Below are 20,834 nucleotides of genomic sequence, written 5' to 3' on the forward strand. Positions count from 1 at the left end.
CAGCAGCAGTTGAATTGGCGCACAGCTGCGCGCCCGCCCTCAGCAAGAGCAAACAACCGTTTGCCCCTACGCGGGGGTAATCATGAGGACCAGGGCCTTTTTGTCGAGGGCCTGAACTTTACCGGCGTCGCCGATATCCTTCACGATTCTGTCGAGCAGCTCTCCAGCGCGATCGCGGTGCTGGTGCTCACGCCCGCGCAGGCGCACCAAAAACTTAACCGAGTCTCCCTTTGACAGCCACTCGACCGAGCGCCGAATGCGGAGCTGGTAGTCAGACTCACCCACGTTGGGGCGCAGCTTGACCTCTTTCAAAGACGGCTTAGAGCTTTGCTTCTGCCGCTTACTCTGCTGGTACTGAAGCTTACCGTAGTCCAAAATTTTGGCCACAGGGGCATCTTTGCCGTTAGAAACCACCACTAGGTCAAGCCCTGCATCCTCGGCCAGCGTAAGCGCCTCGCGAGTATCGATGAGACCCCGATTTTGGTTCTCCTGATCGATTAGGAACACCTGTGGTGAGCGAATTTGCCGGTTTACCAGTTGCGTCTTAGAAATAAGTCTTTCCTCTCAAAATTCGACAGGTGGCCGGGGCGATGGCCAGGGCAGAGATACCCCAGGGTTGCTTTGGCCAAGCAACCATACACCCAGCAAGGGTATTATCCATCAAGATATCCATAGAATAGCTTAGCTTTTGGGCCAGAGCTGTGTCTAAATATCCGGTCTTAACAAAATGGTAAATGCCTTATCAAGCCTGGGTTTGATCCCACCGCTCCGGGAGTTAGCCGGGGCATCTAGCCAACGATAGAACGCAACATTTTTGGAGGAGGCCCCATGGCCACATATTTTGCCACTGTGGCCCGTGGGCTAGAGGCCTTAGCCGCCACCGAACTCAACAACTTGGGTGCTCAGCGGGTCGAACCAGGGTTTTGCGGGGTGACCTTTGAGGGCGATCGCGCCCTGCTGTATCGGGTCAATCTTTGGTCGCGGCTGGCGTTTCGAATCCTGGTCAAGCTGGGCGAATGCCCCTGCCGCGATGCTGAAGACCTCTACCAGGGCATTCAGAGCATTGACTGGCGGCCCTACCTAACTCCTGACCTCACCTTTGCCGTCGATGCCACTGGCAAAAATCGCAGCCTCAACCACACCCACTTCACCGCCCTGCAGGTGAAAAACGCGGTGGTAGACCAGCAGCGGCAGCACTGGGGCGATCGCTCGACCATCGACACCCACCACCCCGAGGTGCGGCTTAACCTTCACATTCAAGACGACATGGCTACGGTTAGCCTCGACAGCTCGGGCAGCAGCCTGCATCGGCGTGGCTATCGCCCTGCCGTGGGGGCCGCCCCGCTCAAAGAATCGCTGGCCGCCGCCCTGGTAACGCTGACCGACTGGTCTGGCGATGTGCCCCTGCTTGACCCCCTCTGCGGGTCGGGCACGCTGCCGCTCGAGGCCAGCTTGATGGCTTTAAACGTTGCCCCTGGTCTATTTCGAGAAGAATTTGGCTTTCACACCTGGCCTGATTTTGATGGCGATCTGTGGGATAACCTGTACCAGGAAGCGGAGGCGAGCCGCAAGCTGGAGTTAGGGACCTGGGTGGGAGGGTGCGATCGCGATCCTGCCACTATTCACCAGGCCCGCCTCAATGCCCAGCGCTGCGACCTGGCCGAGCAAATCAACTTCTGGGTCGAAGATTTGGCCGATTTAGAGGCTCCCGCCGACAGCGGCTACCTGCTGTGCAACCCCCCCTATGGCGAGCGGCTGGGGGCAGACGAAGATCTAGGAGCCTTTTATAAATTGTTGGGGAACGTGCTGAAGCAGCGCTTCAAGGGCTGGACGGCCTTTGTGCTCAGTGGCAACAAAGAACTGTCCCGCCATATTGGGCTAAAGTCGGCCCAGCGGGTAGCCGTTTACAACGGGTCGCTGCCCTGCCAGTGGCTCAAGTATGAGCTGTATTAAGGGCTTCATCCAGGCTGTGGCCAAGCTTGTCGGCAATGCCGGCCACCCAGGCTTCGTCCTGGCGGGTGTAGCTGCGGGGGGCATTGGCGGCCAGGATCAGCGCACCATCCTTGCCCATGGGCTGACAGATCACGCCCTGGGTATTTTCGGGCAGGTAGTCAAACTCAACTCGACCCGGATAGATGCTGAGCTTGACCAAATACACGGCTTTGCCGGTTTCTAGCACCCGCTGCAAAATAGGGCCGGGGATGACCTCGGCTTTGGGAGACAAAATGCCCCGTCGCAGCAGGGTCTTACCCTGGTGGTAAACCACGACAGAACGGGTGACGGTGTTGGTTAGCAGCAGGTGAGAGGCCCAGGCCAGCTCGGTCTTCATCCCATCGGGGAGAGCATCGTCTAGCTCAAAGCCCTCGTCACCGACCAAAACGACGGATTCTGGAGCGATGGGCTGCACCCGCTGCCACAGTAGACCCGTCAAAATTAGCAGGGCGCTTAAAATTACGCCCATGACATCCGATCGCGCCTGGGATTCGGTCAGGGCGGGGGTCAGCACGCGGTTGAGCAGCAGCAGAGTACCACCCAGGCCTCCAGCTACCAGCGGCAACAGCCGCAGCACGCGGTTTGGGTCAGTTTGTGCCATTGTTTTCGACCTACACCCCTGGCTCACTTCTTCCTTCAGTTTACGGGAGTCGTGACCACCAGCGGGATACACGGGCTGGGGGGAGCAGCTACCCCTAGCCCTATTGCTGGTATTGCTTAGCTGTTGCAGCCACAGCCGGTATGGCCGCAGCCCGTCGATCCTTCAGGGTGGCCATTGGCACAGGCATCGCTGCAAAAATACTGGCCGTCTTTTTCTAGGGCCTCGCTGGTATCGACAATGCACAGGCACGAGTCGCAGGCGCATTTCATTTGGGTAACAGTGGTCATGGCGGGTTTCCTTGTGGGCTAGGTGAACTAAACTGATGCTCAAACACTTGAACACCTATTCATAGAAAAAACTATAACCTATGAACAGGTGTTCATGAATTTTCAGGCACCGATTGTTTGCCGTAGCGTTTGGAACTTGGCCTGGCGCTATGGCTATGGTTGAAAAAACGTCATGGCTGGCGATCGCCCCCCCGTTGATAAACCTGCCTGTGGTCACCCTAGCCCGCTACCAGGGGAAGAAATTTTGAGTGTGGAGAAGGCTCAGCGGATGGCCGCATTTTTTGGCGTGCTGAGCGATCCCAACCGCTGGCGCATTCTTTCGGCCCTAGCTTTGGGCGAACGGCGGGTGGGGGAGCTAGCGGCGGCGGTTGGCATGAGCGAGTCGGCCGTGTCGCATCAGCTGCGCATTTTGCGGGCGACGCGCCTGGTCAGCTACCGCAAGCGGGGGCGCAATGTTTTCTACTGCCTCAAGGATGACCACGTGTTTAGCCTCTACCGCGAAGCGTCGGCCCACCTCGATGAGCCAGCGGACGACTAGGCGCAGCAGCCAAAGCAGTAAACTAAAGTATTGCCGGATTGTTCCACGCCATGACTGTTTTTTCTCTGCCTCAAGACACCGCCCAGCCGCTGCTGGCGATCGCCCAAGCCAGCCGTCAGGCGGCCCAAACCCTGGCCAGCCTCTCGGCTGACGACAGAAATCGAGCCATTGAAGCAGTAGCCGCCGCGCTAGAAAGCCGCGCCAGCGATATTGTGATGGCGAACCGGGCCGACTGTGAGACGGCAGAGGCCAACAACCTGGCCAAGCCCCTCTACGGACGGCTAAAGCTCGACCGGGTGAAGCTGGCTGGGGCGATCGCCGGAGTGCGCGATGTGGCTCGCCTGAGCGACCCCATTGGTACTGTGCAACTGCACCGCGAGCTAGACGAGGGCCTGGTGCTCAAGCGGCTGACGGTGCCCCTTGGGGTGCTGGGGGTGATTTTTGAGTCGCGCCCCGATGCCGTTATGCAAATTTCGGCCCTGGCGATTAAATCGGGCAATGCGGTGATTCTCAAGGGGGGCAAAGAGGCGATCGGCTCGTGCATTGCGCTGGTGCAGGCGATTCAGCAGGGGCTAGAGCAGGCTGGGGTCGACCGGGCGGCGATACAGCTGCTGACGACTCGCGAAGAAACCCGCGCCCTGCTAGACCTGGATGACTACGTCGATCTGATTATCCCGCGCGGTTCCAACGCCTTTGTCCGGTTTGTGCAGGAGAACACCCGCATTCCGGTGCTGGGCCACGCCGATGGCATCTGCCATTTATATGTCGATCGCGAGGCCGATCTGGAGCAGGCGATCGCGATCGCCATCGACGCCAAAACCGCCTACCCCTCGGCCTGCAATGCGATCGAAACCCTGCTTATCCATCAAGATATTGCCGCTGAGGCCCTGCCACCGCTGATGACCGCTCTGCGAGAGGCCCAGGTTGAGCTGAGGGGCGACGAGCTGGCCCGCGAAATTGTGTCGTACCTGGTTCCTACCACTGAAGAAGACTGGAGTACGGAGTATAGCGACCTGGTGCTGTCGGTCAAGGTAGTGGAGTCGGTGGAGGCCGCGATCGCCCACATCAACACCTACGGGTCGCGCCATACCGAGGCGATCATCACCCGTAACCCCGCCACCGCCGCCTACTTTATGGATCGCGTCGATGCTGCCGGGGTCTACCACAACTGCTCAACCCGCTTCGCCGATGGGTTTCGCTACGGCTTTGGGGCCGAGGTCGGTATCAGTACCCAAAAAATGCCGCCCCGTGGCCCTGTGGGGCTAGAGGGGTTAGTCACCTACAAGTATCAGCTGGTGGGCAATGGCCACATTTCGACCACCTACAGCGGCAGCGAGGCCAAGCCTTTTACCCATCGAGATTTGCCCTAACTACCCAGCGCTTCGTCGAGAACCTGCCGGGCTTCCTCGGCCTGGGCGCGGGCTTCTTTAAAGCGCAAATTGCTCTGGGCAAACGACTTGAGCACTTTAAAGCCGTCTTTCAGCTCGGTGAGCTGGTCTTCGGTCATCGGGTCATCGGTAAACAGCAGATCGACTAGCTGCCGCACCTGTAGCGCTTCGTCGCGGCTGCTCTGAACCTTAACTTTGAGGGTAGCCAGCTGGTTGAGCACCTGAATGGCATCTACGACAGAGTCTTCCTGCTGCTGCACGGCGGCTGAGGTGGCGGTAGCTTGAATTTCGACGAGCTGCTCGGCGCTAAAGCCATCCGCTAGGGCTGTGGGGAGGGTTCCCTCATCGAGCAGAGCCATGAGCTGATCGAGCGCCTTCTCCCGAGCCTTGCGAGAATCCTTGCCGGATACCGTGAGAACCACGTCTGGACTTTGGGCCAGGGTGTATTGAACCATTGTGCTAGGCCGTATGTACTATTCTCTAGTATACGCCATCTGGGCAGCCTGGCTATGCCCTTTTAGTCGCTAGTTTAGCCGCTGGGTCTGGTTGGGTTACTCTCGCATGCCGCCCTGCACCACGGCCCGCAGCCGCTCGTGCAGTTCTGACTCGTCGCGCCGGGGCACAAAAGTTTGAATGACCTCGATCTGCTGCCAACGCGACGGCCCATCGGGTGCAATGGGGCGAAAATCAGGAACTGTGCAGTCCGGTTCATCGGCTATGGCGCTGCTGCTCCCGTGTGCTGCGTGGACGACCGCAGGCTCGTTTGTAGAGGACGGCTCTTCGTCACCCGCAGACTCTTCTACAGCGGCAGACTCTTCTACGCCCTTTAGCGCCCCCGGTTCGTCAGAGGCGCTAGGCATATCCTGGGCGGCTGCGGCTATATCTTGGCTAGGCGAGGCTGTCTGATCGGCGGCAATGTGCTCGGGGTCTGTCTGCTCGGAAGGTAAAGTGAATAGCTCTGGTGCTGGGCTGGGCGATGCTGACTGCGGTGCGGTTTCGACGGCCACCGGAGCCACGGCCCGACGAAGCGTAGATGGCTCTGGCCCGTCACCGTAGCCGGTGGGGTAAAGCAACGTCTGACCCAAAATAATTGACTCGAACTCGCGGTTGAAGTGGCGAATGGGCTGCCCCCGTCGCTGCCAGAGCTTGAGAATTTGGTCGATAGAAATGAGTTTATAGCGGCCCTGATAGAGGGCTTCAGTAATGGCGTGGCTGACCCATACGGGGCCAAACTCGGCTAGCCAATTGGCCACTATGGCCTTGGTTGGGTAAGGCTCGGCCTCAAAGCTGTAGCTGGTGAGCAGCTGATGAACAGCCTCGATATCGGCAGTATGGCTGAATTGAGTCATAGTGGATGCCTATGCGTTAACCCACATTGGCCACGGTGTTAAAACGGATTGAAAAGGACGTTTCTTTAGCTTAATCATAAGCTAGGGCAGTGGCCAGCATCGTAAGGTTTATTACCGTTAACGGGCCACTACTGCACTATTACATCACTGGGAGTGCCGGGGGCGGCATCGAAGGGGGCGGTGCGCCCAACCCAGTCGAAGGCACTAATGCGAAACCCTAAAAAGCCGGTTTCCTGGTTAGGGCTGTAGGTAAACAGCAGGCCGTAGGCGCGGCGACGATACTCAAAGATCAGGTTGGTGTCGATAATGCGCCCGTTTTCCAGGTTGATGGCTGTTTGAAAACCCGCCAAAAAGGGGCCATAAATCTGCTGAATAATACCCCCTGACAGCACGGTTTGGTCAACCTGGCGATCGAAGAGGAAGGGAGAGTTGGCACCGCCGAGGATGTTGCGGCTAAAGCCAATATTGAATTGAGTGTAGTCGAAGGTGTTGCGCTGGAGCCGACCAAGCTGTCCTCCTAGGGAGATTCTCCCCTCGAGTGATTCTCGCAGATCGTCGCTGCTGTAGTAAGTGGCAACTCCGCGCAGCCCCAGCCCCAGCACCAGGTTGGGCACTATGGGGCGAGGCGAATAGCGCAGCCCTTCGGTTTGGGTCGCCGGTAGGGGTTGCCCCTGCCACAGCAGAAAGCCGCGGCTGAGATCGGCCGAGCCCTGAAAGCGGAATAGGCTGGCCAACCCAATGGTTTCGCCTGGGCTGAGCAGATCGGGCCGATCGCTGTTGGCGGTGACGTACTGCCCCGAGACCTGATAGTTGAGGTTGATGCCGGTGTTGCCCAGGGCAATGTTGGGCGACTCTAGCAGCAGCCCCAGGCTGCTTTGCACATCTTGAAAGCCTAGAGAACCGTTGAAGAGGCGATCGCGGTAGCTGTACTCAAGGTTGAGCCGGTGTGTGCCCACCAGCCGCTGAGTGCGAAAGCTGGCCCGCAGGCGATCGCTCAGGTTGGCGAAATCGAACCCGGCCAGGCTGAGGTTGCCCCTGACGGTAGTGCGCGGTCCTAGAGCGCCGCTGATGCTGGCGGCCAAACCGAAGTTGGCGGGGTCAGCAATGTTGTAGTTGGAGCTGCCCAGCCAGCGAGAGACCAGAAATTGAGGGGCGATTGTAATGTTAAGCGGACCCACGCCGCCAATGGGTACGGGGGCCTCAACAAAGAACCCATCGCGATCGCGGCCGTCAATGCCAACGCCAGCGGGGAAGGGATTCAAGGCATCACCCGGCAGTTGTCCCTGGGTGAGCACAAAGCGATTTCTAAACAGAGGAACGCTCAGCCCTTGATTAAACACCAGGCGCGGATTCTCAAAAACTAGCTCCTCCTGAATTTCGTTGATGGGGGTTAGTCTTGCGGTGTTGGCCCTAAACTCCAAATCGGGTGGCGAAAAGGGATCGTTTGTGAGTCGAATTCCTTCGGCATACCAACCGTCGGCATCAAAGGAAGCCCGATCGGCCTCAAACCGCAGCCGTTCGACGTTGCCCTGCTCGCCCCCCAGCAGCGCTTGGGTGTCGCCTGTGGCCAGCGCAATGCCGCCTGGGCTTGTGGCTTGAGAGATAGACGGCTGGTTTTGAAGGCGATAGTCGAGGGGCAGCCCAGCGATGGGGCTAGGGGGCAGAGTTGAAAAATCGTCGTCTAGGGTGGATAGCTCCAGCTCGCCACGGCTTTCGGTAATGGTACCTGCCCCCTGCAGCAGGTTGTAGGTCGCTGTTTCGCCCTCAATAATTTGATTGTTGCGGTTAAAAAATACGTTGCCCTCGGCCCGCAGGTAGCGGTTGGTCAAGTTGGCCCACAGGCGATCGGCGGCCAGTTGACCAGTGCCAAACTGCACCAGTACGTCGCCACTGGCGGTGACAATCTGCCGTATTGGCTCAAAAACCTGTTGGTCAGCCCGCAAAAAAATGGAGTTGGCGGCTTCTGGTTGTGCGTCTGGCGGTGCATCCGGCTGCGCCTCTGGTGGTGCACTTGGGGAAGCATTGGGGTTTGCTTCTGACTCTGGCTCTGGCTCTGGAGCAATGGGCGACTCACCAGACCCGTCGGGCGGAGCCTCTGGTTGGGGAGATCCTAAAGTCTCTGAATCTGGTGGCTCTGGGTTCAGTGGCTCTGTTGTGCCAGGAGCATTAGGGCTAGGTGAGATTTGAGCCAGGGGGCGCAGCAGGTCAGCCTGGCTCAGGTAGGTAGGGCCAGGGGTAACGGTCGTAGCGGCTGCGATCGCCGATAAAGACTGACTTTCACCCCCCGCTGATCCAGGCTCTGCAGGCTGATGCGCATGAATAGTTGCCTCCGCCAGCACAACTTCAGCCAGCTGCAGGGGCGGAGGCACAGAGGGCAAAATCAGCGGCAGAGGCATGGGCTGGCATTACCAAAGCAAAAACAAAGCCCGACGCGCGGGCTCAACTAGGCCGTGGTTAACCGCTTAATGCCAGTGTGAACTGAGACCAGCGTGAACCGTACACCTATGCATGTCTGGCGGCAGCGTCGTGAACTACCGCCAGACTAAAGACCAACTTCAAGGTCTTAAGTTCCGCAGGGGTTGGAGGCGACTGACTGAGCTTAGGCTGTTGACTTAAGCATGGTTGGCCCGCGCAATCAACCCACGTTTGCGGGTGTAACCTTAGGGCGTGTCGTTAAATGTGGCCAAAAGCCGGATATATCCAGCCTTGTCACGCCCGACCCCAAGCACAGGCTAGGGGCTGTAAACCTTGATTTTGGACGTTTAGCAGCTAATTGATGACAGCCCCTAGTCCATGTCTTGCCGACCGGGGTTGCGGGAGGGGTCGCCGCTCAAAAAGCCAAACACAAACAGGGCCACAAAAAAGGTGACCACGAGGTAAACCACAATCTTGAGGGTCAGCATGAGTTAGGTCTCCAAACCGCTAGCAGAGTAGGCCCCAGACCTGCCCTAAACAGCATCAGCCTTCCATCGGTAGAAACGGCTTCGGTGCAGGACTAAGCTTGCACTATCATATCGCCAAACGTTCGCCTCCTATCCAAAGGCCCTGATCATTACCACTGCTTCTGTACCCAGTCCCACAGGCCGCGCAGCCAAGTTTCAAGCACGTAGAGCACCCAATCTAGGCCACGCAGCACAGCTACCAGCGGCGCATCGATGTAGTCGACCTGGGTGACCTGGGCCTCTATCGCGCTAGTAGGAACAAGCTGGCGCTGGTTGGCAGGGTGTGCGTCTAGGGCAGGTGAATGCTCCGCTGAAACGGTAACGCTCCCCGTAGCGGTTGCAGTCTGTAATGCAGTCTGCGCCCCCTGTACCCCAGCGATACCCAATGGGGATGACAGATGCTCTACGACCGCCCGCGGGGAAGCTACGGTCAGGGCCACGGTCTCGATTTCTGAATTGACGGGCGCTGGATGAGCGGGGAAGTGTTTAAGCGTTGGTGCGTTGTCAACCTGAGGTGAGCTGTAACTTGGTACGCCCCTACGCAAGCTAGCCCTAGGATCGAATTTTACGGCCGGGGTTGTGGAACGGGTGTTGGCAGCCATCGGGGGGCGTTGGGCGATCGCCTGAGTCTGGCTGGCTTCACCAAATAGGCTGGTAGCGGCTGCCAGCSGGCTCGTTTGCAGCCACCGCAAGGCCACCGGCAGCCAGCGCAGGGGAGGCAGGGCAGCGGGGTTGGATTTGGGGAGGGGCAACCAGGGCTGCTGAAGCGTATGGTCTAGGGCGTGGCGACGGTGCAGGCGGCTATACTCCGCCAGCATGAGTACCATCGCCTGCTGCAACCGCTGCTGCTGGTCGTGGGTTAGCCCGGCAAAAATGTCGTTATCGACGGTGACCAGTACGACCTGCCGAGTTGTCAAGTCTGAGGCAATGCCGCGAATAGGGGCCTGAAACGGAACCAGGTGCCACTGACCAGGGGTAAGCACGGCTCCGGCCCGCGACTGCCGCAACCACTGACCATGTCGGTTGACCAAGCTCAGCCCCATCGGTGGTCTTTCTGGAGCCTGCACGACCGGGGGCTGAATAATAGATAACAGGGCGCGAATAGGCGTGTCGGCCTCTACCAGTTCTGGAAGACGAGTGCCGTTGAGCTTGGTCAACAGAGGCTGCCAGGGACGGGCGGCTCGCAGCTGCCGGTAACCCATTCTCAGCCCTTGCACCGCGACATAGAGGGGGTAAACCGCCACCTGTAGCCCCCAAGCCGCCACCATGCGCCCCTGCCGCAGCCAGTGCCCAGCACCGCGAGCCACCTGTCGATAGCCCGCCACTAGGCGAGCCACGGTCTGGCTTTGGAACGGGCGAGACGAAGTGGCCATAACTCTGCCTACACTTCTGCCTAAACTGGGGAGACTGCTTTTGATCATACCGGAGCCATGCCCCCCGCTACCGTTTGCCCCACCCCGCCGCCGCCGATTTTAGATATTCTCGATCGCCTGCGTGCCTTGAGCCAGAAAGACGTGCGAGCGACCTGGCACCGCTGCTCGGCTCCGTCAGAAGCGCCGTCTATTCCCCCAACCGATCGCTGGCAAACCTGGCCCCTGGCTGCTCTCGACGATCGCGGCTACATCGTCTGGCCCAGGGGCAACGTGCCCCTCTGGCTGCACCAGCGCTTTACCTGGCCTACCGACCTCAATGGCTATCCCCTAGAGGGGCTAACGGCTCGGCTGGCGCTGCGGTGGTGGGCCCACCAGGCCGATATCTTTGTCAATGGCGAGCTAGTTCAATCGGGGGATATTTTCGACTGCTGGACGCGCATTGTGCTGACAGAGGCTGTAGTGCCGGGAGGAGTGGTGGATGTCTCCCTCAGGCTGCTAAGCCCCGGCCACGACGAGGGGGCGCTGGTGCAGGCGGAGCTGGTGTTTGAGCAACTCACGGGAGACTGTCCCGAACCGGGGTTTGTGGCCGACGAACTGGCGGTGCTGGCCACAAACCTGGCCCAGTTTGAGCCCGAAAAGCTGGATCGCGTGATGGGGGCGTTGCGTGGGATTGACTGGAACGCGGTAGATGGTTCTGGGACGGATTCTGACGCTGAGACGATACGCGATCGCCGGGCAAAACGCGAACGCTTTCACCAGTCCCTGCTCAGCCTGCGAGACTCGCTTAAATCCTTTTCCCCCTGGCTAAAGCAGCGCACGGTGCACTGTCTGGGCCACGCCCATCTCGATTTAGCCTGGCTGTGGCCCGTAGCCGACACCTGGCAAGCCGCCGAAAACACCTTTCGCTCGGTGCTGGCGCTACAGCGCGATTTTCCTGAACTCACCTTTAGCCACTCGTCGCCAGCGCTCTTTGCCTGGCTAGAGGACCATTGCCCCGACCTATTTGCCACCATTCAGCAGCAGGTGAAGACAGGGCGCTGGGCGATTGATGCCGGGCTGTGGGTGGAGCCCGACTTAAATTTGCCGGGGGGAGAGGCGATCGCCCGCCAGATTCTCTACGGCCAGCGGTACTGTGCCGAGAAATTTGGGGAAATAAGCGCGATCGCCTGGCTGCCCGACACCTTTGGCTTTTGCTGGCAGCTGCCCCAGCTCCTCACCCAGGGCGGCATTCGCTACTTTGCCACCCAAAAGCTGCGCTGGAACGACACCAACCCCTTCCCCCACGACCTGTTTACCTGGCAGGGGCCAGACGGCAGCGAGATTACAGGCGTTACCCTCCCCCCCATCGGCACCGACATCGACCCCGTGGCCATGGCCCAATACGCCTGCCAGTGGGAAGCCAATACAGGCTGCACCGATGCCCTTTGGCTGCCCGGTGTCGGCGACCACGGCGGTGGCCCCACCCGCGACATGCTGCTCAAAGCAAGGCGCTGGGCCAACTCCCCCTTCTTCCCCACCCTCACCTTCGGCCACGCCACCCCCCTATTCGACGCCCTCACCGATAAAGATGCAAACCCTCCCAAAGCCGCCATCAGTCTCTCCCCATCCCCCCATCCACCCTCCCACCCATCCACCCTCCCACCCATCCACCCTCCCACCCTCCTACCCATCTGGCGCGACGAACTCTACCTCGAACTCCACCGGGGCTGCTACACCACCCACGGCGACCAAAAGCAGTACAACCGCCGCTGCGAAGACATTCTGTTTCAGGCCGAGCTATTTGCCGCGATCGCCGCTATCTACGACCTCCAGCCCTACCCTCGGGCCGAGCTAGAAGCGGCCTGGAAGCGAGTGCTGTTCAATCAGTTCCACGACATTTTGCCGGGATCGTCGATTCCTGAGGTGTTCGAGCAGGCCAACGGCGAGTGGCAGCTGGCGTTGGAGACGGGCGATCGCATTTTGCAAACCTCCCTCACGGCCCTGGCTCAGCGTTGCCCAATCCCTGCGCCGCCGCACCCTCACGCTGTGCCCGTAGTGCTCTTTAATTCGCTCAACTGGGAACGCAGTGAAGTGGTGGCGATCGCCCTGCCCACAGCTCAGCCCCAAGCCCACTGGCAAGCCCAGGATGCTGAAGGCCGGACGCTCCTAACCCAGCGAGAGCAGACTGAAGCGCCATCGCTGCTAGTCTATGTTCCAGGTATTCCTTCGGTGGGCTATCGGCTGATCTGGCTTCTGCCTGCGGAGGCTCCGCTGCCCACCGCTCTGCCCAATGATTGGGCGCTGGAGAACGAACACCTGCGGGCAAGAATTGACCCATCCACTGGAGCTATTGCCAGCCTGGTTCACAAGCTCACGGGTACCGAAACATTCCACGGCTGTGGAAACCAGCTCCAGGCATTCAAAGACCAGGGCCAGTACTGGGATGCCTGGAACATCGCCCCCGACTACCAGGACCATCCCCTGGCCAATTTTCAGCTTCAGCGCATTCACTGGGTTGAGTACGGCCCAGTGCGGCAAACCCTGCGCGTCGTCCAAACCTTCAACCAGTCCACCATCACCCAAGACTACCGTTTAGAGGTGGGGTCGCCCGTGCTGGCGGTGCACACCCAGGTCGATTGGCAAGAGACCCAAGTGGTGTTTAAGGTCGCCTTTCCACTAACGGTGTCCGCCGCTGAGGCCACCTACGAAATCCCCTTTGGGGCGATCGCCCGTGCCACCACCCCCGTCACCCCCCAAGACGCTGCCAAGTGGGAGGTGCCCGCCCTGCGCTGGGCCGATCTGAGCGACGGCGATCGCGGCGTAAGCATTCTCACTGACTACAAGCACGGGTTTGATGCCACCCCCAACCAACTGCGGCTAACGCTGCTGAAAGCGCCTATCTGGCCCGATCCGGGCTGCGATCGCGGCCTCCAAACCTTCGGCTACGCCATCTATCCCCACGCCCAAGGCTGGCAGCAGGCTAAAACCGTCCAGGTGGCCCGCCGCTTTAACCTCCCGATTCAGGCCTGCCTGGATTGCCCGACAGCGTCATCAACCACCAGCCCCACCTCCGCCAGCTGGCTCAACTTCGACGACGCCAGCCTGGTGCTATCGGCCTTTAAGCAGGCAGAAGACCGGGCAGATCAGTACATTCTGCGTGCCTACGAAAGCACCGGCACCAGCAGCCCCCTCACCCTGGGCGGCACCCTGCCCGTTGATATCCTTAGCTCAGTCGATCTACTAGAGCAACCGAAGGGAACGACGCCACCCGCGATCGCTGCCCCCTGGCAAGTGATCAGCCTTGCCCTCGCACCTGTCCTCTAGACCACTGACCGCCACACTCAATCCAAAATCCCCAATAGGTCGACAAGCTCACTACAAGTCCAAAATCCAAAATCGCCTCATCTCCCCAGCCAGTCGCCGAGCCAGGTTTGAATCTGTTCCCAAACGGCACCGGGGCCGATGCCAAACAAAAAGTACAGCGCCAGCAGCAAAAAGGCGACCAGCAGCACCGTTTGAACCGTGTTTTTGACTAGCTTAAACAGCCAGCCAAACACCACCACGACTACGACAATGGCCCCCAGTACAATCAGCAGATCCACGGCGCTTACCCCAGCGAAACAACGGTGGTCTGGGTCAGACTCTGGCTGACGCTCAGCACTTCGGCCCTGGCCCACTGGTCGGCAGCGAGAATATCGGCCAGTACGGGTTGAGCGATGTTGTGGGAACGGTGGCGATCGCAGACCCCCTCAATCACTTTGGGAATCTCCAAAAAGTGAATTTTTTCGTCTAAGAACAGCGCTACGGCTTGCTCGTTGGCAGCATTGAGCACTGCTGTCATGGTGCCCCCGGCTCGGCCAGCGGCGTAGGCCAGATCCATACAGGGGTACTTGGCATGGTCGGGCTCACGGAAGGTGAGGTCGCCCGCTTTGACCAGATCCAGCGGCTCCCAGTCGGTGTAGATGCGATCGGGCCAGGAGAGGGCGTAGAGCAGGGGCAAACGCATGTCGGGCCAGCCCAGTTGGGCCAACACCGAGGTATCTTGCAGCTCAATCAGCGAGTGAATAATGCTCTGGGGATGAATGACGATATCGATACCGTCGTAGTCCATACCGAACAGGTAGTGGGCCTCGATCACCTCTAGCCCCTTGTTCATCAGCGTGGCCGAGTCAACGGTAATTTTGCGGCCCATCGACCAGTTGGGATGCTTGAGGGCATCGGCCACCGTCACCTGGGCGAGCTTTTCGGTGGGCCAGTCGCGAAAGGCTCCACCCGACGCGGTCAGCAAAATGCGCCGCAGCCCACCCTCGGGCACCCCCTGCAAACACTGAAAAATCGCAGAGTGCTCGGAGTCGGCGGGCAGCAGCTTAACGCCGTGCTTCTCGACTAGGGGCAGCACGGCGGGGCCGCCAGCAATCAACGTTTCTTTGTTGGCCAGGGCAATATCTTTGCCCGCCTCGATCGCCGCTAGAGTTGGCAGCAGCCCGGCACAGCCCACAATGCCCGTCACCACGGCCTCGGCATCACCGTAGCGGGCCACTTCCACCACCCCATCATCCCCGGCCAAGAGCTGGGGCATGGGGTCTAGCCCGGCCAGAGCCGCTCGCAGGTCGCCCAGCTTCTCGGCGTTGCAGATGGCCACCACCTCGGGCTTAAACTGGCGCACCTGCTGGGCTAACAGGTCAACGTTGTTCCCTGCGGCAATGCCCACCAGGCGAAACTGGTCGGGGTGGTGCTCCAAAATATCTAGGGTTTGGGTGCCAATAGACCCGGTTGAACCAAGCAGGGTGATGGCTTTCACGGCAGTCCTCAAGGGTGAGTGATCGTTATCTTTAAGAATCTCACGGTACGGCCCCTGACCCAAGGTTTAGTCTTAACCTATTACGCCAATCCCTTCCTCTGGTTCTCGACGTCAACCCCACGGGGATCATCCCAAAATAATTAACAAGATTTGATGACTGGATTGCTATTGATAGCTGCGAAAATAAAATAGTTGTTAAGATTACTGAGAATCTCTCGCACACACGAGCCTACCTACGAACCCTGATGGATCCTGTAGAACCGGTTTCAGTTGAAGTCGTGCAGCAAGTGGCCGAGTATTTTAGCGTGTTAAGCGAGCCCATGCGGCTGCGAATTCTCAACCTGCTGCGGGAAGGCGAAAAATGTGTGCAAGAGCTGGTAGAAGCTACCCAAACCAGCCAGGCTAACGTCTCTAAGCATTTAAAGGTGATGCTGCAGGCAGGTATTTTAAGTCGCCGCACCGAGGGCACCTCCGCCTACTACAGCGTCACCGATGAGCTGATTTTTGACCTGTGCGGCATGGTCTGCGATCGCCTGGCCTGCCGCATTGAGGCCCAGGCCCAGCATTTTCGCAACTTCAGCCTCGCCTCCCGGAGCTGATGGATCGCTGGTAGTTGAGGTGGTTTCCCTTCGACTTCGCTTAGGGAGCGAGGACTGCTTTGGGGTGATGTCCCTTCGACTTCGCTTAGGGAGCGTGGGCTGCTTTGGGGTGATGTCCCTTCGACTGCGCTCAGGGAACGGGGGCTGCTTTGGGGTGATGTCCCTTCGACTGCGCTCAGGGAGCGAGGGCTGCGTTGGGGTGGTGTCCCTTCGATTTGGCTCAGGGAACGGGGGCTGTCTTGAGATCACCGTGTCCTTGGAGAGAAGGCGCGCCTATGGCGTAGGGCCTTCGGCAACCTGGCTTTTGCCAAAATAGGCTTCTAGCACCTGTAACACCATAGGTGCAGCCACCTTGCCGCCGCCGCCGCCGGAGTGTTCGGCAAAGGCCACAACGACTACCTCCGGGTTTTCCATGGGGGCATAGGCCCCAAACCAGGCGTGCGACAGCCCTGGCGGTGCTTCAGCGGTGCCACTCTTACCCGCAAGGGGAGGCAGGTGGGGCACGTTGAGGCTCTGGCCTGTGCCACCCGTGATCACCCGCCGCAGCCCCTGGTGCAAAATGTCAACGGTAGCGTCGCTCAGCTCCAGAGATTCTTTCCAGTTGCGGTGCTCTTCGTTATCTTTGAGCAGGTGGGGCGTGACTTTGTAGCCGTTGTTGGCTGCAACCGCAAACATATTAGCCACCTGCAGCGGCGTCGCCTGCATAAACCCCTGGCCAATGGACATGTTAATTGAGTCGCCAATCACCCAAGGGGTGTCAAAGGCTTCCTGCTTCCAGGCGTCGTCGGGTACTAGACCAGCGCTTTCTTCAGCCCCTAGCTCAATGCCAGTCTTGCGGCCAAAGCCGAACCGGCGGGTCATTTCGATTAGGGTAGGGCCGCCTATGCGCATAGCCACCTGGTAAAAGAAGGTGTCGCTACTCCAGGCCATCGCGCCGGGAAAGCTCAGGGGGCCGAAGCCTGCCCGGTTCCAGTCGCCAAACTGAATGCCCCCCACTTGAATGTAGGGGTAGGTGGGCAGTACTGTGCCCGGATCGTACTTACCCGACTCTATGGCCGCTGCCGTTGTCACAATTTTGAAGGTGCTGGCGGGCGGAAACGCCTGCAGCGATCGGTTGAGGAACGGGTGGTCGGCCCCCTGCAGCTGCTGCCACTGGGCCTCAGTAATACGGGTGGTAAAAATGTTGGGGTCGTAGGTGGGCCAGCTGGCCATCGCCAAAATAGCGCCGTTGCGCGGATCCATGGCGACGATCGCGCCCTCGCGGGTGCCCAGCGCTGCCTCGGCGGCTCGCTGTAGCTCCAGGTCGATGGTGAGCTGAATGTCTTGGCCAGCGGTGGCGGGCTTCTCGCCCAAAATACTGATGATGCGACCGGCACTGTCAACCTCGACCTGTTGACCACCCCAGGTGCCGTGGAGGGTGCTCTCAAAAGCCGCCTCGGCCCCCATTTGGCCGACCACATCGCCCAGGCGGTATCCTTTATCGCGACGCGCCTTCAGCTGCTCGTCGGTCAGTTCGCCCGTGTAGCCAATCACGTGGGCGGCGAGATCGCCGTTGGGGTAGTTGCGCACGGCCTCGGCCTCTAGCCGCACCCCCGGCAGCTCATTGGTGTATTCGGCTAGGGCTGTGGCCTGGGCGGGGCTAATGCCCCGGGCGATAGTAATCGATTCGATCGACTCGTAACCGGCCTGCTCTAGCCGCTTTTGAATCTCGTCGGGGGGAACGTTGAGCACCTTGGATAGGCGATTGATCACCATGGGCCACTGGTCGCGGGGCAGGGCAATCGGCCAGATTGATATGGTGTGTGACAGGCGACTACCGGCCAAAATTTCGCCGTTGCGATCGAAAATAGTGCCCCGAGCCGGGCGCTTGGGCACCAGGCGAATGCGGTTGGTATCGGCCAGCTGACGGTTGCGATCGCCGTTGACTACCTGGAGCTGAAACAGCCGCAGCCCAAAGGCCCCCAGCAGCAGCACCGAGATTAGCGCCAGCAAAAATACCGCCTGAAAGCTGCGCCCTACGGTGCGTCCTCGCAGCGTATCGGGCACCTGGGGTAAGTTTTGGAGTAGAGCCATAGATCAACCCAATCCAGGTTTAGGTGAAGTTTTGCTGATGAGAAAGCCCCAGATTCCGAGCCGGACTGTGTGCAGCCCCTTCGGCAAATTTGGCCAGTTCCTATCTTAATCGACCCAGGAGATCTATGCAGGGAAAGATAGTCCTGTCGGTGGTGGCAGCGGTCTCGGCTTTTGTTTGGTGCGCAACGGATTATCTGCGAGTCGTTTGAATCGTTTACTCCCTGGCCGATTGGCAATAACGTCATTCGCTACCAGGAGATTTAGTAGCCGCTGTACAGCGCTCCTGTGACGAGCACTTCGGTATCGGGCGGAGTCTGGGGATAAGCGGCGGCGATCGACCTTTGTTTTGGCAAACTGGCCTCTGACCAGCGCAGCTGTAGGGCGATCTGCGCTTCCGGCTGGGGCTGGACCGACACCTCAGGCGCGAGCCGATTGGTCTGAGGCAGGGCAGCCTGGGGCTCGGGCACAGGGGCCGTCGTAGAGTCGGGGGGCAGGACCGGCAGCGGGGCGGGGGGAACCACGGGTGGCGGGCTGGAAATAGGCGCAGGCAGGGGGGCTGGGGCCACTAGCGCTGGCGGTGGAGTCGCTGGGGCAGTCTCGATCGCCGCAGGCACCGGGGGGGCCACCTCAGCCGGAGCAGAATTTTCGCCGGGAACGGTTTCAATCCGGTCAGGCAGAGACGGCCGCGGCAGGCTCAGTTCGGCAGGACTGGGGGCCGGAGCTATAGGCAGAGCCTCTGCCGCTGGCACCACTGCATCTGCGGAGGCATCGGCGCTGGGGGGATCGCTCTCGGGGGTAGGCTCTACCGGAGCCGCGATCGCGGCCCTGCGAGCCGCAGCCTCCTGAATGGCACGCAGGCGGGCGCGCTCGGCGGCGGCAATCTCCCATTGCCACCCCGCGATCGCGGCCTTGGCCTCGTCGTAGAGGGCGCGACCTGGTCTGATGCTGCTGGCTTCGGCAATGGCCTGGGAGAGGCTACCCTGAGCGGCCAGCGATCGCGCCCGGTTGAGCATGGGGCGATCTTCCATCACCTGCAGCTCACTGGTCCAGATGTAGACCCAGCTCTGGGCCTCGCCACGCAGGACGCGGGGCAGGGCAATGGCGTTGGCGGTTTGAATCGCCGCCTGCAGGCCCTCGAAGGTTTTAGCCCTGGCTAGCTCGTGGGCCTTCACCAGGTAAGGCCGGTCTTCTAAGCGCTCAACCTCTTGCCGCCAGTGGGCCACCAGGGTTTGGGCCTGTACTCGCCGGGGGTGGCCCATCGGCACCTTAGCCGCCTGATCGATCGCCACCTTGATTGCGTCGGTGTCGCGCACCTGCCCGATGGCCTGGGCGGTTTGCAGCCGGGCCAGCCCACTCAGGTGGGTGCGCCAGGTGGCCACACTCGACTGGGCCTGGGCATAGTAGGGGCTGTCGGTGGGCAGTCGATTAGCCAACAGCATGGCGCGATAGAGTGTCACCAGCTGATCCGGGGCAGTGCGCCAGGTGGTCAGGCTCCGCTGGGCCATCTGACGCGCCTGGCTAATCCAGATCAGCTCCTGGGCCACCTTGGCACGACTGGGGTTGAGGGCAGCACTGCGGCCCAGGGCGATCGCCGCATCCAACTCAGAGGCATACCACTTGTCTTGGCCCAGCTTGAGCAGCAGATCGCTCCAGCGGTCTAGGTAGGGCTGAGCCTGCTGCCGGGCGTAGGTGCCCTCGTCAATTTTGCTGGCGGTGCGCAGGGCCGACCCCAGGCGATCGCTGCCCCCCGGCCCGGCGGTAGCCACGGCTTCGGTCAGCAGCTCCTGGGCCTGGCGCTCCTGACGAATCTGGCGCGACAGCGCCGCCACCTGGTCTACTCGCCAGTGGGAATTGTTGAGCTCGGCTAAAGCCAGCACCTGCTTAGAGGCGGTAGCCCAGTCCTGCTTTTGGAGCGCTGCCTGGGCGGTAGCCATAATGGCCTCGCCCTGATCCCACTCGGTTTGCCAGGTTTGCATAGTCTCCTGGGCTGTGGCAAACACCGGGCTATCAGCCGGAATATGGCTGACCAAAGACTGCGCTTCGGCCATGCTGCCGTTGCTGCGCAGCTCCTGCTCAGCGGCTTTTAACGCCACCCATGACCACTGCTCAATTAGGGGCTGCACTTCATAGTGGAGCGGGTGCTCCGCTGTCCAGCCGCCTACGAGGTCGAGGGCGGCCAGCACGTCGGTCAATTCGCCCGAGCTAGCAGCGGTCTGGGCGCAGAACAGCTGAGCGCGATCGGTAGTAACGGTGGCCGTATTCTCGCAGTTGGTGGTGGGCGGTAGGTTAATCAGCCAGAGAAAGGCTCCAAAGGCTGCCGCACTGGCCGCACCGCAGCTCAGCAGGGAAATCAGCAGCAGCCGCCACGACTGATTACTCTTCTGGGCAACAGGGGGAATGACCTGAGGCAGGGCTAAGGCCGACTCAGACCCGTCGATTATCAGGCTAAAATCCCTGGCGACTCCCTGTGCGCCTCCGGCAACTCCGGCCGGCTGGGGCTCTTCTCGCTGGGGTCCAGACTGCCGTTGTTGGCTCAGCATCTTCTCGCAAACTCCCGCGCAACCACCTACTCTAACTCTACCTAGAATCTACGGAAGACGGAAAGCACTCATTATGATTTCTTAGCGAGAATAGGAAATTTCGTGCGGCTATGTCTGCAAATCCTGAGATTCGTGGTTCTAGTCAACCAAACTCCACCAGCCCAGCCCGGGGCCAATAAACCGCAGGGTAATCCAGAAGGCAATCACCAGGATGATTGCGCTCCAGGTGCCTCGAGTGGTCCACTTCACAAATTGCTGAGACTGATCTTTAGTAATGGGCAGCCAGGGCAGAATGGGCTCTGCCTGACCATACTTTTCGCCTAGCTGCTCTTTGCGTCGTTTTGATTCGCCCATGGGTCTACGTCGCTACGT

At 60.1% G+C, this 20,834-nt stretch carries 18 protein-coding genes; 5 read left to right on the forward strand and 13 right to left on the reverse strand.

Annotation, left to right across the window (positions count from 1 at the left end):
- Positions 1-66 precede the first annotated feature (66 nt).
- Complete coding sequence (infC, locus tag IQ265_RS17580) at positions 67-552, reverse strand: translation initiation factor IF-3 (protein WP_194055993.1); 486 nt, start codon at positions 550-552, stop codon at positions 67-69.
- 276 nt (positions 553-828) lie between these two features.
- Between infC and IQ265_RS17585 the strand changes: the two genes are divergently transcribed.
- Entirely contained in the window at positions 829-1,953 is a 1,125-nt protein-coding gene (locus IQ265_RS17585) for a THUMP domain-containing protein (RefSeq protein WP_194055942.1), read from the forward strand.
- Here the strand turns inward: IQ265_RS17585 and IQ265_RS17590 are convergent.
- A complete protein-coding gene (locus IQ265_RS17590; protein WP_194055944.1) occupies positions 1,934-2,593 on the reverse strand; it encodes a cofactor assembly of complex C subunit B in 660 nt (219 codons plus the stop codon). The two genes, IQ265_RS17585 and IQ265_RS17590, sit on opposite strands and share 20 nt — an antisense overlap.
- 116 nt (positions 2,594-2,709) lie before the next feature.
- The gene (locus IQ265_RS17595; RefSeq protein WP_194055946.1) at positions 2,710-2,880 is read right to left on the reverse strand and encodes a metallothionein; all 171 of its coding nucleotides are present in this window, start codon (positions 2,878-2,880) and stop codon (positions 2,710-2,712) included.
- A gap of 268 nt (positions 2,881-3,148) precedes the next feature.
- On the opposite strand from IQ265_RS17595, the gene IQ265_RS17600 reads away from it, so the two are divergent.
- Positions 3,149-3,418 (forward strand): metalloregulator ArsR/SmtB family transcription factor, encoded by a 270-nt coding sequence (locus tag IQ265_RS17600; protein WP_278002770.1) that lies wholly within the window; start codon positions 3,149-3,151, stop codon positions 3,416-3,418.
- A gap of 50 nt (positions 3,419-3,468) precedes the next feature.
- Positions 3,469-4,788 (forward strand): glutamate-5-semialdehyde dehydrogenase, encoded by a 1,320-nt coding sequence (locus IQ265_RS17605; RefSeq protein WP_194055949.1) that lies wholly within the window; start codon positions 3,469-3,471, stop codon positions 4,786-4,788.
- Here IQ265_RS17605 and IQ265_RS17610 read toward each other — a convergent pair.
- The 5 genes from IQ265_RS17610 to IQ265_RS17630 all read right to left on the reverse strand — a co-directional run bounded on the left by IQ265_RS17610 (position 4,785) and on the right by IQ265_RS17630 (position 10,470).
- Positions 4,785-5,261, reverse strand: coding sequence for a capsid protein p24 (locus IQ265_RS17610; RefSeq protein WP_194055951.1), 477 nt, complete (start codon positions 5,259-5,261; stop codon positions 4,785-4,787). The genes IQ265_RS17605 and IQ265_RS17610 overlap by 4 nt on opposite strands.
- A gap of 96 nt (positions 5,262-5,357) precedes the next feature.
- Positions 5,358-6,155 (reverse strand): hypothetical protein, encoded by a 798-nt coding sequence (locus IQ265_RS17615; RefSeq protein ID WP_194055953.1) that lies wholly within the window; start codon positions 6,153-6,155, stop codon positions 5,358-5,360.
- Between the two features lie 128 nt (positions 6,156-6,283).
- Entirely contained in the window at positions 6,284-8,551 is a 2,268-nt protein-coding gene (locus tag IQ265_RS17620; RefSeq protein ID WP_194055955.1) for a DUF3769 domain-containing protein, read from the reverse strand.
- A gap of 390 nt (positions 8,552-8,941) precedes the next feature.
- A complete protein-coding gene (locus tag IQ265_RS17625; protein ID WP_106870448.1) occupies positions 8,942-9,058 on the reverse strand; it encodes a photosystem II reaction center protein I in 117 nt (38 codons plus the stop codon).
- Positions 9,059-9,207: 149 nt separating this feature from the next.
- Entirely contained in the window at positions 9,208-10,470 is a 1,263-nt protein-coding gene (locus tag IQ265_RS17630; RefSeq protein ID WP_194055957.1) for a hypothetical protein, read from the reverse strand.
- A gap of 57 nt (positions 10,471-10,527) precedes the next feature.
- On the opposite strand from IQ265_RS17630, the gene IQ265_RS17635 reads away from it, so the two are divergent.
- Positions 10,528-13,773 (forward strand): alpha-mannosidase, encoded by a 3,246-nt coding sequence (locus IQ265_RS17635; protein ID WP_194055959.1) that lies wholly within the window; start codon positions 10,528-10,530, stop codon positions 13,771-13,773.
- A 77-nt stretch (positions 13,774-13,850) separates the two neighbouring features.
- Here the strand turns inward: IQ265_RS17635 and IQ265_RS17640 are convergent, their stop codons facing one another.
- Together IQ265_RS17640 and dxr are read right to left on the reverse strand one after the other, a co-directional pair.
- Complete coding sequence (locus IQ265_RS17640; RefSeq protein ID WP_194055962.1) at positions 13,851-14,051, reverse strand: hypothetical protein; 201 nt, start codon at positions 14,049-14,051, stop codon at positions 13,851-13,853.
- 5 nt (positions 14,052-14,056) lie between these two features.
- Complete coding sequence (gene dxr, locus IQ265_RS17645) at positions 14,057-15,250, reverse strand: 1-deoxy-D-xylulose-5-phosphate reductoisomerase (RefSeq protein ID WP_194055964.1); 1,194 nt, start codon at positions 15,248-15,250, stop codon at positions 14,057-14,059.
- Positions 15,251-15,495: 245 nt separating this feature from the next.
- Between dxr and IQ265_RS17650 the strand changes: the two genes are divergently transcribed.
- Entirely contained in the window at positions 15,496-15,849 is a 354-nt protein-coding gene (locus IQ265_RS17650) for a metalloregulator ArsR/SmtB family transcription factor (RefSeq protein ID WP_194055966.1), read from the forward strand.
- 273 nt (positions 15,850-16,122) lie between these two features.
- Here the strand turns inward: IQ265_RS17650 and mrdA are convergent, their stop codons facing one another.
- From mrdA to IQ265_RS17665, 3 genes are all read right to left on the reverse strand, one after another.
- Positions 16,123-17,922 (reverse strand): penicillin-binding protein 2, encoded by a 1,800-nt coding sequence (gene mrdA / locus IQ265_RS17655; protein WP_194055968.1) that lies wholly within the window; start codon positions 17,920-17,922, stop codon positions 16,123-16,125.
- A 260-nt stretch (positions 17,923-18,182) separates the two neighbouring features.
- On the reverse strand, positions 18,183-20,462 hold the full coding sequence (locus tag IQ265_RS17660) for a hypothetical protein (protein ID WP_194055970.1): 2,280 nt from the start codon (positions 20,460-20,462) through the stop codon (positions 18,183-18,185).
- Between the two features lie 138 nt (positions 20,463-20,600).
- The gene (locus tag IQ265_RS17665) at positions 20,601-20,816 is read right to left on the reverse strand and encodes a DUF2839 domain-containing protein (protein WP_194055972.1); all 216 of its coding nucleotides are present in this window, start codon (positions 20,814-20,816) and stop codon (positions 20,601-20,603) included.
- Between the last annotated feature and the right edge of the window lie 18 nt (positions 20,817-20,834).

The sequence above is a fragment of the Nodosilinea sp. LEGE 06152 genome, from assembly GCF_015207525.1.
Lineage (GTDB): Bacteria > Cyanobacteriota > Cyanobacteriia > Phormidesmidales > Phormidesmidaceae > Nodosilinea.

Coding starts and splice junctions, on each gene's coding strand:
- IQ265_RS17620 (WP_194055955.1), bottom strand. CDS start 8,551: ATGCCTCTGCCGCTGATTTTGCCCTCTGTGCCTCCGCCCCTGCAGCTG.
- IQ265_RS17610 (WP_194055951.1), bottom strand. CDS start 5,261: ATGGTTCAATACACCCTGGCCCAAAGTCCAGACGTGGTTCTCACGGTA.
- IQ265_RS17625 (WP_106870448.1), bottom strand. CDS start 9,058: ATGCTGACCCTCAAGATTGTGGTTTACCTCGTGGTCACCTTTTTTGTG.
- IQ265_RS17600 (WP_278002770.1), top strand. CDS start 3,149: ATGGCCGCATTTTTTGGCGTGCTGAGCGATCCCAACCGCTGGCGCATT.
- IQ265_RS17615 (WP_194055953.1), bottom strand. CDS start 6,155: ATGACTCAATTCAGCCATACTGCCGATATCGAGGCTGTTCATCAGCTG.
- IQ265_RS17585 (WP_194055942.1), top strand. CDS start 829: ATGGCCACATATTTTGCCACTGTGGCCCGTGGGCTAGAGGCCTTAGCC.
- IQ265_RS17635 (WP_194055959.1), top strand. CDS start 10,528: ATGCCCCCCGCTACCGTTTGCCCCACCCCGCCGCCGCCGATTTTAGAT.
- IQ265_RS17665 (WP_194055972.1), bottom strand. CDS start 20,816: ATGGGCGAATCAAAACGACGCAAAGAGCAGCTAGGCGAAAAGTATGGT.
- IQ265_RS17605 (WP_194055949.1), top strand. CDS start 3,469: ATGACTGTTTTTTCTCTGCCTCAAGACACCGCCCAGCCGCTGCTGGCG.
- IQ265_RS17660 (WP_194055970.1), bottom strand. CDS start 20,462: ATGCTGAGCCAACAACGGCAGTCTGGACCCCAGCGAGAAGAGCCCCAG.
- IQ265_RS17590 (WP_194055944.1), bottom strand. CDS start 2,593: ATGGCACAAACTGACCCAAACCGCGTGCTGCGGCTGTTGCCGCTGGTA.
- IQ265_RS17650 (WP_194055966.1), top strand. CDS start 15,496: ATGGATCCTGTAGAACCGGTTTCAGTTGAAGTCGTGCAGCAAGTGGCC.
- mrdA (WP_194055968.1), bottom strand. CDS start 17,922: ATGGCTCTACTCCAAAACTTACCCCAGGTGCCCGATACGCTGCGAGGA.
- IQ265_RS17595 (WP_194055946.1), bottom strand. CDS start 2,880: ATGACCACTGTTACCCAAATGAAATGCGCCTGCGACTCGTGCCTGTGC.